This window comes from Gordonia sp. 852002-51296_SCH5728562-b (assembly GCF_001665475.1).
GTDB lineage: Bacteria > Actinomycetota > Actinomycetes > Mycobacteriales > Mycobacteriaceae > Gordonia > Gordonia sputi.
Genome location: NZ_LZMI01000046.1, coordinates 1 through 12816, shown reverse-complemented (window position 1 = coordinate 12816; position 12816 = coordinate 1). Strand labels below are relative to the sequence as shown.

Annotated in this window: 13 protein-coding genes; 9 read left to right on the top strand and 4 right to left on the bottom strand. The window is 65.3% G+C overall.

Translation table 11 applies throughout. From position 1 onward, the window contains the following. Positions 1–43: 43 nt before the first annotated feature. Positions 44–2542 carry an ATP-dependent DNA ligase gene (locus A5766_RS08615; RefSeq protein ID WP_064904257.1) on the bottom strand — a complete coding sequence of 833 codons (2499 nt, stop codon included), beginning with the start codon at positions 2540–2542 and terminating at the stop codon, positions 44–46. A 92-nt stretch (positions 2543–2634) separates the two neighbouring features. Between A5766_RS08615 and ku the strand changes: the two genes are divergently transcribed. From ku to A5766_RS08585, 6 genes are all read left to right on the top strand, one after another. Continuing rightward, positions 2635–3633 carry a non-homologous end joining protein Ku gene (gene ku, locus A5766_RS08610; RefSeq protein ID WP_005203998.1) on the top strand — a complete coding sequence of 333 codons (999 nt, stop codon included), beginning with the start codon at positions 2635–2637 and terminating at the stop codon, positions 3631–3633. Further along, complete coding sequence (locus A5766_RS08605; RefSeq protein WP_005203996.1) at positions 3630–5102, top strand: flavin-containing monooxygenase; 1473 nt, start codon at positions 3630–3632, stop codon at positions 5100–5102. The genes ku and A5766_RS08605 overlap by 4 nt, the downstream gene beginning before the upstream one ends. A gap of 29 nt (positions 5103–5131) precedes the next feature. Continuing rightward, positions 5132–6430 (top strand): MFS transporter, encoded by a 1299-nt coding sequence (locus tag A5766_RS08600; protein WP_005203995.1) that lies wholly within the window; start codon positions 5132–5134, stop codon positions 6428–6430. A gap of 23 nt (positions 6431–6453) precedes the next feature. After that, on the top strand, positions 6454–7200 hold the full coding sequence (locus tag A5766_RS08595; protein ID WP_231894584.1) for an SGNH/GDSL hydrolase family protein: 747 nt from the start codon (positions 6454–6456) through the stop codon (positions 7198–7200). A gap of 121 nt (positions 7201–7321) precedes the next feature. Beyond that, the gene (locus A5766_RS08590) at positions 7322–7765 is read left to right on the top strand and encodes a DUF4267 domain-containing protein (RefSeq protein WP_005203991.1); all 444 of its coding nucleotides are present in this window, start codon (positions 7322–7324) and stop codon (positions 7763–7765) included. Continuing rightward, positions 7728–8216 (top strand): cupin domain-containing protein, encoded by a 489-nt coding sequence (locus A5766_RS08585; protein ID WP_005203988.1) that lies wholly within the window; start codon positions 7728–7730, stop codon positions 8214–8216. The genes A5766_RS08590 and A5766_RS08585 overlap by 38 nt, the downstream gene beginning before the upstream one ends. Here the strand turns inward: A5766_RS08585 and A5766_RS08580 are convergent. After that, positions 8205–9146, bottom strand: coding sequence for a LysR family transcriptional regulator ArgP (locus tag A5766_RS08580; RefSeq protein WP_005203987.1), 942 nt, complete (start codon positions 9144–9146; stop codon positions 8205–8207). The genes A5766_RS08585 and A5766_RS08580 overlap by 12 nt on opposite strands. Before the next feature lie 70 nt (positions 9147–9216). Here A5766_RS08580 and A5766_RS08575 point away from each other — a divergent pair, with 70 nt between their 5' ends. Continuing rightward, a complete protein-coding gene (locus A5766_RS08575) occupies positions 9217–9837 on the top strand; it encodes a LysE/ArgO family amino acid transporter (protein WP_005203985.1) in 621 nt (206 codons plus the stop codon). A gap of 130 nt (positions 9838–9967) precedes the next feature. Here A5766_RS08575 and A5766_RS08570 read toward each other — a convergent pair whose 3' ends face one another. Further along, positions 9968–10225: a response regulator transcription factor gene (locus tag A5766_RS08570; protein WP_005203983.1), complete on the bottom strand. Its 258-nt coding sequence runs from the start codon at positions 10223–10225 to the stop codon at positions 9968–9970. On the opposite strand from A5766_RS08570, the gene A5766_RS08565 reads away from it, so the two are divergent. After that, positions 10224–10616 (top strand): response regulator, encoded by a 393-nt coding sequence (locus A5766_RS08565; protein WP_231894583.1) that lies wholly within the window; start codon positions 10224–10226, stop codon positions 10614–10616. The genes A5766_RS08570 and A5766_RS08565 overlap by 2 nt on opposite strands. A gap of 31 nt (positions 10617–10647) precedes the next feature. Here A5766_RS08565 and A5766_RS08560 read toward each other — a convergent pair whose 3' ends face one another. After that, positions 10648–11787 (bottom strand): sensor histidine kinase, encoded by a 1140-nt coding sequence (locus A5766_RS08560; protein ID WP_039854961.1) that lies wholly within the window; start codon positions 11785–11787, stop codon positions 10648–10650. A gap of 123 nt (positions 11788–11910) precedes the next feature. Here A5766_RS08560 and A5766_RS08555 point away from each other — a divergent pair, with 123 nt between their 5' ends. After that, a complete protein-coding gene (locus tag A5766_RS08555; protein ID WP_064904255.1) occupies positions 11911–12420 on the top strand; it encodes a hypothetical protein in 510 nt (169 codons plus the stop codon). The last annotated feature ends 396 nt before the right edge of the window (positions 12421–12816 follow it).

Sequence of the window (12816 nt, the reverse complement as noted above, 5' to 3'; positions counted from 1 at the left end):
CCCCCCCCCCCCCCCGCCCCCGCCCGGCCGCGCGTTGGGATCGTCACAGGTCGCCCGGAAGTTTGTCGCGGCGGATTCCGCGCCAGCTCGGGTGGCGGAGGTGGCCGGTGCTCGTCCAGTCCATGAACCGGACCTCGCCGACGATCTTGGGGAGCACCCAGGTCGCGGTGGACGCGACGGGGCGGTCGAGCTTCTCCAGGAACGGACTCCGCGAGATTTCGAGCGGCTTGAGTTCTTCTGCAAGGCTTTTCAACGACGCCTCGGTGAACCCGGTGCCCACCCGACCGACGTAGCGCAGCCCGGTCTCTTCCGGCAATCCGACCAACAGCGATCCGATGACGCCCTCACGATTGCCGCGCCCGAGGCGGTAGCCGCCGACGACCACCTCGATGTCGCTCCAGTTCTTCTGCTTGCGCCACTGGCTGCTTCGACGTCCCTGTTGATAGGTCGACGTCTTACGTTTCGCGACGACACCCTCGAGTCCGTGGTCGCGGCTATGGCTCACGGCAGCCGAGCCCGGAGCCGGGAGTAGCGGTGGGATCTCCACGTACGCAGACTCTTTGAACGCGGGAGCGAGGGCCTCCAAGAGTTGTCGACGCTCCGACCACGGTTTGCGTAGCAGCGATGTGCCGTTGAGGTAGAGGATGTCGAAGAGGTACAGCTTGAGCGAGTACGCCTCCGCGGTGTTGTTGCGCGAGGCCAGCAGAGTGAAGTTGGTGTGCCCGCTGGAGTCGACGGCGACGACCTCGCCGTCGAGGACGACGTCGATGAGGCCGAGTTCGTCTGCTGCCGAGCGTAATTCGGGAAAGTCGGCGGTCATGTCGATCCCCGACCGTGAGGTGAGCCGGAAGTCGCCATCGATGGAGCGCAACAGGATTCGGTACCCATCCCACTTGCCTTCGAATGCCCAGTCCCTGCCGTCGAGACGGTCGACGGGTTCATCGGTTGCCAGCATCGGGCGCGGATGCGTGAGGCTGTCGGGGAGGATGGGTCGCGGTTCGTCGCTCATCAGGTGCGCGAGCCAGTTCTTCTCGCCGGTCTTGATGAGCGCGTAGCGGCCCTGGATTCGTTCGCCGTGGAGGCGGACGATGATCTCCGACTCACGCCATTTCTCGGTGTCGTACGTGCCGTGATCCCAGATCTCCACGTGCCCCGCCCCGTACTCCCCGCCGGGGATGTCGCCGGAGAAGTCCGCGTAGTCGAGGGGGTGGTCCTCGGTGTGCACGGCCAACCGGTTCTGACCCGGATCGGTCGGCAGGTTCTTCGGCACCGCCCAGGAGACGAGCACGCCGTCGCGTTCGAGTCGGAAGTCGTAGTGCAGACGGCGGGCATGGTGCTCTTGGATCACGAAGATCGGTTCTGCCGACGCCGCGCCGGATGTGCCGGCGGTGTCATAGTCGTCGGTGTCATCGGGGTCGGCGTCATCGTCCTCGCTGTCGGACGACTGCGCGCGACGTCGACGATGCTCGTCGTCGCCGAAGGGTTCCGGGGTTTTCGACGCATCGCGCTTGGCGCGGTAGGTGCTGAGGTCGACGACCGGGCGCGGGCCCGTGTCCTCGATTGCATTCGCGGAGTCGTCTGCGGAGGCTGCGGAGTCGCTGGTGGTTGTCGTGGCGTCGTCGGTGTCTGGTGTGTAGGGGCTGTCGAGCCCGTCGAGCAGATCGCCATCGTCGGCGCGCTCGAGCACCTCGCCGAAGTGCAGTTGTGTCAGGCCCGGACCGGCGAGTTCGTCCCACCTCCGCGGTGCGGCGGCCCACGGTTGTTCGCGTCCGCGCATCGAATACGGCGCGAGCGTCGTCTTCGACGCGCTGTTCTGGCTCCAATCGATGAAGACACGGCCGGCGCGTTCGGATTTCGACATGGTCGCCGTGATCGTCTTCGGGTGTGCCGCCGCGAGCGTCGAGGCGATTTCACGCGCAACAGTGCGTGCGGAATCGGGTGCGACGGGTCGGTCGAAGCGCGCGTAGACGTGAATTCCCTTGCCGCCGCTGGTCACCGGATACGAAGCAAGGCCTGCGCCGTCGAGCATCTCGTGCATCATGAGCGCCACCTGCGCGCATTCGTCGAGTGACACGTCGGGGCCCGGGTCGAGGTCGAGGACGAGTCGATTCGCGCGGATCTCGCCGAGTCCCTTGGGGCCGGACACCTGTGGATCGGCCTGTACGCCGGGCGGCGGGACAATCCACTGCGGCGTGTGGAGTTCGAGTGCTGCCATCTGTGCCAGCCACACGAGAACCGCGGGCGAGTCTGCCATGGCGTACGTGATGGTGCGGCCACTGTGTGCGACGTCGTAGCGGGGAATCCAGTCGGGAACCCCGCTAGGTAGGTCCTTCTCGAAGAAGGGAGTCGACTCGACACCGTTGGGCCAGCGTTTGCGCGTGATCAGCCTGCCGCGCAGATGCGGAAGCATGACGTCGGCGATGCGGGTGTAGTAGTCGACGACCTCGACCTTGCGCGTGCCGGTCGCCGGATACAGCACCTTGCCCAGGTTGGTGAGAGCGATCGTGTGACCGTCGATCTCCAGGCTCTGGGAGGGCGCCATGCGTTCATTGTGCCCAGAATCCCGGCGTGTGCCCAGATTCGGTGTTGGTAGGTGAACCCCGACGGGACGTGACCGATGGCACAATGGTGCCCATGCGCTCGATCTGGAAGGGCGACCTCAGCTTTGGCCTGGTCAACGTACCCGTCAAGGTGTATTCGGCGACAGAAAGTCACGACCGCAAGTCGTATCAGGTCGATTCGTCCGACGGTGCCCGCATCCGTTATCGCAGGGTGCGGGAGGGAACCGACACCGAGGTCGACTACTCCGACATCGCCAATGCCTACGAAACCGACAGCGGCGAGTCGGTGATCCTGACGAAAGACGACCTCGCGAGTTTGCCGGTGCAGAAGAGCCCGGAGATCTCGATCGTCGAGTTCGTACCAGTCGACCAGGTCGATCCGATCTACTTCGACAAGCCGTACTACCTCGAGCCGTCGTCGAAGTCTCCGAAGGCCTATGTGCTGCTCGCGAAGGCGTTGCAGGAGACCGACCGGCTGGCGATCGCGTCGTTCACGTTGCGCAACCGCACCCGCATGGCAGCGCTGCGGGTCATCGAACCCGGCGTGATGACCCTGCAGACACTGCTGTGGCCCGACGAGGTGCGCAAGCCCGACTTCGACTTCCTCGGCGACGACGTGCAGATCCGCGACCAGGAATTGAAGATGGCGTCGTCGTTGATCGACTCGATGGCAACCGACTACGACCCGGACGAGTTCTCCGACACCTACCAGGACGAACTGTCGAAGCTGATCGAGGCGAAAGCCGAAGGCGGCGAGGCATTCCCGGAAAGCGACGAGAAGGAAGAAGCTGCCGACGAGGACTCCGACGTCGCGGATCTCCTTGCCGCGCTGCGGGCTTCGGTGAAGGACAAGGGAGACGCGAGCGGCAGTTCATCGGACGCTGCCGACAAGCCGCCCGCAAAGAAGGCCGCGGCGAAGAAGGCGCCGGCAAAGAAGGCTGCCGCCAAGAAAACTGCAGCCAAGAGCGCCGCGGCCAAGAAGGCAACAGCCGGCAAGACAACGGCCGACAAGACAACGGCCGAGAAGTCCACACCAGCCAAGAAGACGACCCGAAAGCGAGCGGCAAGTTGAGCGACGTACTGGATGTGCTCATCGTGGGAGCAGGGTTGGCGGGGATCGACGCCGCTTACCGTGTGACGGAGCGCAATCCGGGCCTGCGGTACCGGATCGTCGAACAGCGTGAACGCATCGGTGGCACGTGGGATCTGTTCCGCTATCCAGGGGTGCGGTCGGACTCCGACATCTTCACACTCAGCTTTCCGTGGCGGCCGTGGCGTGGAACCAAGACCATGGCGTCGGGCGCCGAGATTCGTGACTATCTCGAAGAGGCCGCGCGGGACACCGGGATTCACGATCAGATCGACTTCGGTGTCACGGTCACCGCGGCCGGCTTCGACACCGCGACCGACACCTGGACTGTCACGACGAGTGTGGGTGACGAAACCCGCACGTACACAACCCGATTCCTCTATTTGTGCACCGGCTACTACCGGTACGACGAGGCGTATACCCCCGACTTCGCGGGCGCTCAGGACTTTTCCGGGACAATCGTGCACCCGCAGTTCTGGCCCGAGGATCTCGACTACACGGGCAAAAATGTCGTCGTGATCGGCAGTGGCGCAACGGCTGTCACCCTCATCCCGAGTATGGCCGACCGTGCCGGTCACGTGACGATGTTGCAGCGTTCGCCGACATACCTGTTCCCCGTCGGCTGGCAGGAGCCGACGACACCGTTGATTCAGCGGCTGTTGCCGAGGCAGTGGGCGCACGACGTGATCCGGTACCGCAACGCGCTCGTCACGCTGTCGATCTACCTGTTGGCGCGGCGTTTTCCGCGTACGTCGCGAAAGCTGCTACGGCAGATCGCGATCCGCAATCTTCCCAAGGGATACGACGTCGACACGCACTTCCGTCCGCGGTACAACCCGTGGGACGAACGGCTGTGCATCATCCCCGACGCCGACTTCTACAAGGCTCTCGGCTCCGACCATGCCGACGTCGTCACCGACCAGATCGACCGATTCACGCCCGGCGGGATCAAGCTCGTATCGGGCCAGGAATTGCCCGCCGACATCATCGTCACCGCGACCGGACTCGAACTGCTCGCCTTCGGCGGCGCGAAACTGTCGGTCGACGGCGTCGAATTCAAGCCGCACGAGAAGTTCGCTTATCGCGGGTACATGCTCAGCGACGTGCCGAATCTGGCGTGGTCGATCGGGTACACCAACGCGTCGTGGACATTGCGCGTCGATCTGACCAGCAAGGCGGTCGGCGATCTGATCGCATACATGCGGTCGCACGGGTACACGTCGGCCGCGCCGAGCATGGGGTCGGCGACGCTGCCCGAGCACATGCTGTTCGCGCTGGATGCGGGCTATGTCCGACGCGGCGCCGTCGCGCTCCCGAAGTCGTCGGATCAAGCGCCGTGGCAGGTCAGGCACAACCTGCTGCTCGACGCCATCGATTCGCGTCGCTACGACGTCACCGAGGCGATGGAATTCCACACCGCCGGGGAGTCGGCGGCAAAAAGCGCTGGCTGACCTGGCCCGCTGACGGGCATCCTCAGTGGGTGACCGTCACCGCCACCGAGACCCGACTACCCCGCGCGCTGCGGCCATTGGCCGGTGCGCAGTTCCGTCGGCTCGTCGCAGGGCTCATCCTGGCGTTGTTCTCCGACGGTGTCTGGGAGATCGCGCTGGTCTGGCAGATCATCGAACTCGGTGGCGGTCCGACGCAGGTGGCGTGGGCGACGGGTGTGTCGGCGGTGGGCATGGTGGTCTCGACGCTCGCCGGGGGAGTGCTCGCCGACAGGATCTCGCAACGATCGATCATCGTGGCGCTCGAAGTGGTCAAGATGGGGGTGTTCGGACTCGTCGGCGTGCTGTCGATTCTCGGGGCTCTCACGCTGCCGATGGTGGTGATCGCCGCGCTACTCGGTGGTGTCACCACCGGTATGTACTACCCGGCCTACTCGGCGCTGCTTCCGCGGATCGTCTCGGCGTCGGAGTTGCAGGCGGCCAACGGAATCGAGGGATTCTCCCGTCCCGTCGTCTATCAGGCGATCGGTCCGATGGTTGCTGGACTGATCGTGTCGATTGCCGCGCCGGGGCCGGCCGTCGTACTGGCGGCTGTCGCGAGTATCGGTTCCGGCGCTTGCTATCTCACCATGAAGCCGCTACCTCGGCGTCGAGAATCCCTGCGGGGCAACCCGATCCGATCAGCAGTGACGGATCTGGCTGAGGGATTCGGCTACGTACTACGGACCCCGTGGCTCTGGGCGACGTTGTTCTTCGCGACGCTGCTGGTACTGGCGACGATGGGTCCGATCGAGGTACTCGTTCCCTTCGCGCTGCGTGAACGCGTACACGGTGGTGCGGCAGACCACGCGCTCGTCCTCGCCGCGTACGGCGCGGGCGCGGCGATCGGATCGGCGTACTTCGCGTCGATCCGGATGCCTCGGCGGTACCTCACAGTCATGTTCGTGATCTGGGGTCTGTCGAGTCTGCCGCTTGTCGTCATGGGCGTTGCCGAACACACGTGGCTGTTCATCGTCGCCGGTGCGCTGCTCGGATTCGGATTCGACGCCCCGTCGGTGCTGTGGGGCACGCTGCTGCAGCGACGCGTGCCGCCCGAGCTGTTGGGTCGGGTCGCGAGTCTCGACTTCTTCGTCGCCGTCGTCCTGATGCCGGTGTCGATGGCGATCGCCGCACCGCTGAGCAACGTCATCGGGCTCACCGCGGTGTTCGTGATCGGCGGCATTCTGCCGGTGCCCGCGGCGATCGCCTTCTACGTCGTCGCGCGGCTGTGGCGCGACGAGGTCGAGCATCCCTTGGACGACGCGGTGGTGACGGCCGCGAGCACGCCCTGAGCGATGTTGCGACAATGGACGCCATGCGTGAGATCGTGACCCTGGCCGCCGCTGCCACCTGGCGTACCCCGGTGATCGCGTGGCAGGGGCTGCGCGCCAAGCGGAGCGTGGTGCGATTACCGCAGGCCGAGGGCGACTTCGGGACCGTCGGCGACGCGTCGGATCCGAGTTGTCTGCGCCTTGTGGTCCTCGGCGACAGCCTCGCGGGCGGCGTCGGGGTCGAGCATCACCTCGATACGCTCGCCGGCGGAGTCGCGACGCGGCTCGCCGCCAGGGAAGAGCGTCCGGTGCAGTGGGTCGTGGCCGCGCGAACGGGTTTCACCGCTGCGCAGGTGATGACGTTGATCGACGACGCCGTGCTTGCACAGGCCGACGTCGTGGTCGTGTCCGTCGGGGCCAACGACGCGAAGAACATGCACACGGCCCGTCGGTGGCGCGACGAGCTGACAGCCTTGCTCAACGCGGTGTGCGCGGCGTCGGAGCGGGCCGAAATCGTGCTGCTGCCGGTGCCGATGCTGCAGATGTGCCCGGCGCTGCCCGGTGCGCTGGCCCAGACGCTGGGCACGCGTGCCGCGCAGTTCGACGCGATCGCAGACGACGTGGTCGCCGGGTCCGGGCGAGTCCGCAGGATCATGCGTTTTGAGCCGTCCGGCGACGGACTGTTCGCCGCCGACGGGTTCCATCCCTCCGCGGCGTTCCACGCGATCTACGCCGAGCAGATCGACGCCGCATTGACCGCTTCCGATGGAGATGCTCCGACGCGTCGCTGAGTCGTCGGCGGCGTGCATTCCCTTTTCGAGCGAATCCCTCGTGCTTTCGATCTATCACTGATAGAGTTCAGATCGTTGGAAGTTTCCAACGATAGAAATCATCCTCTCGGAAGGAATCGCGATGCTCGCGACCTCGATCGGACTCGTCCTCAGTTGGGCCGGCGCGCTGATGATCATCGCAGTCGGCTGCGCCTACTTGGCGAAGAGCGAGAAGAACGCCGCCGGTTTCGGACTGCCGACACCTCCGGCTCCGGACGCACGGGGCTGGTGGCAGGTGAAGGGCATTCGCGACGTCGTCACCGGACTGCTCGTCATCGTCTTCACCTTTGTCGCACTCGACTACCTCGGTGTTCTGGTCCTCGTGCTTGCCTTGATCCCGTTGGGGGACATGGTCATCGTGCTGACCAATCGGGGCAGCAAAGCGGCCGCATACGGCATTCACGCGCGACCGCACTTGCACTGGTCGTCGCAGCGGTTCTGCTCTTTCTCTGATCCGACAATCAATCAACAAGATAATGGAGACCTCAATGACCACCACCGCACCCGTATTCCGCAGCGCCACTGACGATGTCGTCGGCAACGAGCGCGCGTCGATGCACCTGCTGTTCGACGCATCCGACACCGCAGGCGCGCTGAGCTCACTCGAAGTACGACTCGACGCGGGTGTCGACGGCGCCGCACCTCACTTTCACCGGCAGTCGTCCGAGATGTTCTATGTCATCGAGGGTGGCCTGCGTCTGATGGCCGGAGATGAGATCGTGACAGTCGAAGCCGGTGCGGCAGTGTCGATTCCGCGACTCATGCCGCATGCCTTCGGTGCGGTGCCCGACGCTGCGGCACGCGTCCTGATCGTCCTCACGCCCGGCGTCGAACGATTCGAGTACTTCCGACTGCTTTCGCGAATCCAGGCGGGCGAGGCCACATTCGAGGAGTTGGCGGCCGCGCAGGAACCGTACGACAATCATTTCGTCGACGCTCCCGCGTGGTGGAGTGACCGCCAGAGCTCACGTGGATGAGGAGTCGGTGTCCGGCGGCGCGATCAGATGGCGACGAGCGCCGTCGACGACGAGTTCGGTGAGTGTGCGCAGCAACGACGACCCGAGCTTCCAGTACTGCCAGTAGAGCGGTACGTCGACGTGGAGGTCGGTGAAGGTGACCACCCGGCCGCTGTCGAGTGCGTCGGCGATCTGCGCCAGAGGGACTGCGCCCCAACCCATTCCGGCCTCGATGGCGCGGTGGTACTCGGTGGAGGCGGGGATGTAGACGGCGGGCGGATCGAGTCGTTGTCCCGACATCATTCGGAGCACTCTGCGTTGCAGTTCGTCGTTGCGATCGAACTGCACCATCGGGGCCTTCGCGAGTGACGCGTCGTCGACGCCGTCGGGCATCCAGGTGTCGAGGAACTGCCCGGTGGCGACGGGTAGGTAGCGCATGATGCCCAGCGGCCGCAGTGTGGTCCCCCGGATGGGCAGGGGATCGGAGGTGATGGCGCCCATCACCTCGCCGGTCACCAAGCGCGAGCTGTTGACCGCTTCGTCGTCGCGGATCACTTCGACGGCCACGGGATTCTCGCGGTGGAAGCGCGCGAGTGTGGGGAGTAGCCAGGTCGCGAGTGAGTCGGCGTTGGCGGCGATGGGTAGGTGGACGCGGGGGCGGTCGGTGAGTGAGGTGGTCATGGCGTCGTCGAGGTCGCCGGTCAGTTCGAGCTGGGCCTCGAGGGTGAGCAGATTCCACTGCTTGGCCATCCGTGCGAGCACTTCGCCGTCGCGGGTCGCGGTGATCGGTTTGGTGCGACGGACCAGGATGCGTCCGACGGAGACCTCGAGGGCCTTGATGCGCTGGCTGACCGCTGACGGTGTGATGTGCAGTTGGTCTGCCGCGGCGTCGAACGTACCCGCATCGAGTACCGCTGACAGCGTGCGTAGGGCATCCGATCCGAGATCCACATAAGAGAGTCTAATGTTTCGATAGAAACATTCGCTGTACTTGTCGACGACGCGGTCTTACGTTCGTGGCATGACGACGTATCTCCTCGCAGCCATGACCGGGTTGCTCACCGGAGCGGGCTTGATCGTGGCGATCGGGCCGCAGAACATCCTCGTGCTGCAGCAGGGTGTGCGTCGAGTGCATGTGAACCCGGTGATCGTGGTGTGTGCGCTGTCTGACGTGGTGCTTATCGTCGCGGGAGTCGCGGGACTCGGCGCGCTGGTGTCGGCGCATCCGGCGGTGGTCACCGTCGCGAAGATTGCGGGCGGGGCATACGTCGTTGCCTTGGGACTGCTTGCTGCGCGGCGGTGTCTCCGGTCGAGCGAGGCGATCACGGCCAACGCCGACGAGGTGCGCACCGCGTCGCGCTGGGTGGCGATCGGGTCGGCGCTGGCGCTGACGTGGCTCAATCCGCACGTGTATCTCGATACGGTGCTCACGATGGGGGCGATTGCCAACAGTCACGGAAATGCGAAGTGGGCGTTCGCGATCGGAGCGTGCGCGGCCAGCGTGCTGTGGTTTACGTTGATCGGCCGCGGCGGGAGCAGGCTCGCGCCGGTGTTCGCCAAACCGCGGGCGTGGAAGATTCTCGACGGCATCGTGGCCGTGATCATGGTGGGAATGGGCGCCACGCTGCTGTTCTCGGCGTGAGGTGGTCTCATTCCGCTGATTGAGCTGGCCGCGAGCGGAGCGAGCTGCCGAGTCGAAATCACCAGTGGTGGTCTCGACAGGCTCGACCGGCGGGTTGGTCTCGACAAGCTCGACCAGCGGCCCGGCGGGCTCAGGCCAGCCCGAGGCGGTACGCGTAGGCCACGACGGCCGCGCGGTCTCGGCAGCCCGTCTTGGCGAGGATGTGGTTGATGTGCGTCTTGACCGTACTCACCCCCACGACGAGTGAGCGGGCGATCTGTTGATTCGACAGCCCCTGCGCGATCAGTGTGACCACCTCCGACTCGCGGTCGGTGAGGCCATCGGGGTTTTCGGTGCGCGGAGTGATCCCCTCGGGCGACGTCGCAGGCCGGGACAGCAAGGCGCGCATGGCTTTTTCGTCGAGCAGCGAACGGCCGGTAGTGATCGCCGACGATCAGACTGTCGTGCGCGAGGGGTTGCGCTCGATGCTCGGATTGTTCGACTCCCTCGACGTGGTCGGGGTTGCGTCGTCGGCCGAGGATGCTCTCGCGTTGGTCGCCGAGCAGACTCCCGACGTGCTTCTCACCGACCTCCGCATGCCGGGAATCGGTGGGATCGAAGGGATTCGACGACTCGTCACGTCCGGAGCTGCGACCCGCGCGGTGGCGTTGACCACCTACGACGACGACGCGACGATCGTCGCAGCACTCGACGCCGGTGCCGTCGGCTTCCTGAACAAGGATGCCGACCCGACCGCGATCGAGTCGGCATTGCTCTCGGCAGCGGCCGTACCGTCATGAACCCACCCGTGTCCTCATCTATCAGCCGTCATCAACCAAACCGGACCGTCAGATCGAAACCCTGTGCGGTCGTACCGTATTCCAGTGATCCGCCCGCCGCCGTGATTCGTTCGGCCAACCCGGTCAGCCCGTTGCCGCCGCTGGTGTGACCACGGTCGACGAAAGTCGACGGGTCGCCGACCGAGCGCACCCGAACGAGGTGCGGCGTGAACTCGATACGTATGGGTGCGCCTGCGGCGTGACGCATCGAGTTGGTGAGCCCCTCCATGAGTACGGCGCGCACGTCGTCGTGCCAGAGTGCGGGTACGTCGTCGACATCGCCGGATACTTCGACGTCAAGCCCTGCGCCGGTTCTCAACTGCGCCAACGTCTTCGGTAGCCATTGATCGAGCGGGTCCGACTCTCGCACCGTGTTGTCGCGCAGCGATTCGACGGCGGTCTTCGCCTCACTGAGGCCATCACGTGCCAACGCGGTTGCGGTGCGTAGTTTTTCGGTCAGTTCTGCAGACGCCGACTCGCGTTCGGCCTGCAGTGCAGCGCCTTGCAGCGTGATGATGAGGCCCGAGAGTGTGTGCGCGAGAACGTCATGGAGTTGTGCAGAGATCTGGCGTTGTTGCTGTGCCAAGGCCGCGCGGGATTGTTGGGCGGCGATGATCTCGCGTTGAGTTGCGGCGAGTTCTGCGGCGTCGCGTTGACGGCGTCGTAACTGAACGAAGACGAAAACTGCTGCCGCACTTGCGACATTGATGCAGACAGCCCAGGCGTTGTGTGTCTGCCACCACATCAGGACGCCCAGCGCGGTCAGTGATGGCAGCGCGATGAGCGTCGACGCGAGGATCGATGTTTGCGACATCGCCGCCGCGGCAACGCCGATATAGGGCAGCCAGACCGTGGCGTTGCCGTGAAACGCGAACGCTGCGACGACTGCAGCCGCCATCATGGCGATGGCGTGCAGCGTCGAGACCTTCGTGCTCCAACTCTGCGCATTCTTGTCGCGCACCACTGAACGCAACAACAACACCACCACGACGCTGACGGCGATCCAGCCGATGACGGCTGCCCAGACCGGCTGCTTACCGGTGTCGGCGAATGCCGAGACCAGCACGGCGACCGCGACGATCCCGCGGATCAGCAGGCGGTCCGTCGCCACCGGGTCTCGACTCGTTGTCACACCGCAACCGTAATCTGGACGTCGGAGAGTCGGGGTGCAGGAGTCTCACGATCCACCCGATCTCCACCCAGGATCCACCCTCGGGTTGATGTTTCGAGGCTGCCGCGAGCCGATGCTCGAAGCATGAACATTGCAAGCACAGCAGTCATCACTGTCCTGGTCGTCGGCCTGATCCTGTACCGCCAGACGCGGGAACAGCCGATCAAGGACAACCTGTTCAAGCTGCCGCTGATCATCGGGGTCATCGGCGTCTTCGAGACCGCGCAGTACCTTGGCGGCGGACACCATGTCACGGTCGGCGCGACGGTTGCGGTCCTCGTCGGCTTTGTCGTCGCGGCGGTTCTGGCGGTGCCGCGAGCGCACAGCATGCAGGTCTACCGCAATCCGGCCGGGGTGATGGTCCGCAAGGGAGGCGCGCTGACCATAGTGCTCTGGGTCGTCGCGATCGCGGCGCACGTCGCCATCAGCCTGGTGGTGCCGGTGCTCTTCGGCGACGGCCTACAGCACGGGATGGGCGGACTCGACGGCGCGAGCATCATGATCTACCTCGCGATCAGCCTCGGCGCCCAGGCCGTGGTCACCAGCGGCAAGGTCGCCGAACACCACCGGACGCACAGCGCCGCGACGCGGTGAGCGGGTGGTCTCGACAAGCTCGACCAGCGGTAGGGCTCGCCCAGCGGGGCGGGCCCTTTCCGCTGATTGAGCTGGCCGCGAGCGGAGCGAGCTGCCGAGTCGAAATCACCAGCGGCACAGCTCGATGGGCGGGTGGTCTCGACAGGCTCGACCAGCGGGTGCAGCTCGACCAGCGGTTAGGGCTCGACCAGCGGGTGGGCCTTCTCCGCTGATTGAGCCGGCCGCGAGCGCAGCGAGCAGCCGAGTCGAAATCACCTGCGGCCCAGCTGGGTTGGCGGGTGGTCTCGACAGGCTCGACCAGCGGGTGCAGCTCGATCGGCGGTGGACGTTCCTATAGTCCGTCAAGTGGTGTGGGCGTGGTTGTTTTGGTTGGTGTCCCAGGCGGTGAGGTCTGCT

What these genes read in the sequence shown, in the direction of transcription:
- A5766_RS08615 (WP_064904257.1), bottom strand. Translation starts at nt 2,542, where the DNA reads ATGGCGCCCTCCCAGAGCCTGGAGATCGACGGTCACACGATCGCTCTC.
- ku (WP_005203998.1), top strand. Translation starts at nt 2,635, where the DNA reads ATGCGCTCGATCTGGAAGGGCGACCTCAGCTTTGGCCTGGTCAACGTA.
- A5766_RS08595 (WP_231894584.1), top strand. Translation starts at nt 6,454, where the DNA reads ATGCGTGAGATCGTGACCCTGGCCGCCGCTGCCACCTGGCGTACCCCG.
- A5766_RS08590 (WP_005203991.1), top strand. Translation starts at nt 7,322, where the DNA reads ATGCTCGCGACCTCGATCGGACTCGTCCTCAGTTGGGCCGGCGCGCTG.
- A5766_RS08585 (WP_005203988.1), top strand. Translation starts at nt 7,728, where the DNA reads ATGACCACCACCGCACCCGTATTCCGCAGCGCCACTGACGATGTCGTC.
- A5766_RS08575 (WP_005203985.1), top strand. Translation starts at nt 9,217, where the DNA reads ATGACGACGTATCTCCTCGCAGCCATGACCGGGTTGCTCACCGGAGCG.
- A5766_RS08565 (WP_231894583.1), top strand. Translation starts at nt 10,224, where the DNA reads ATGGCTTTTTCGTCGAGCAGCGAACGGCCGGTAGTGATCGCCGACGAT.
- A5766_RS08570 (WP_005203983.1), bottom strand. Translation starts at nt 10,225, where the DNA reads ATGCGCGCCTTGCTGTCCCGGCCTGCGACGTCGCCCGAGGGGATCACT.
- A5766_RS08555 (WP_064904255.1), top strand. Translation starts at nt 11,911, where the DNA reads ATGAACATTGCAAGCACAGCAGTCATCACTGTCCTGGTCGTCGGCCTG.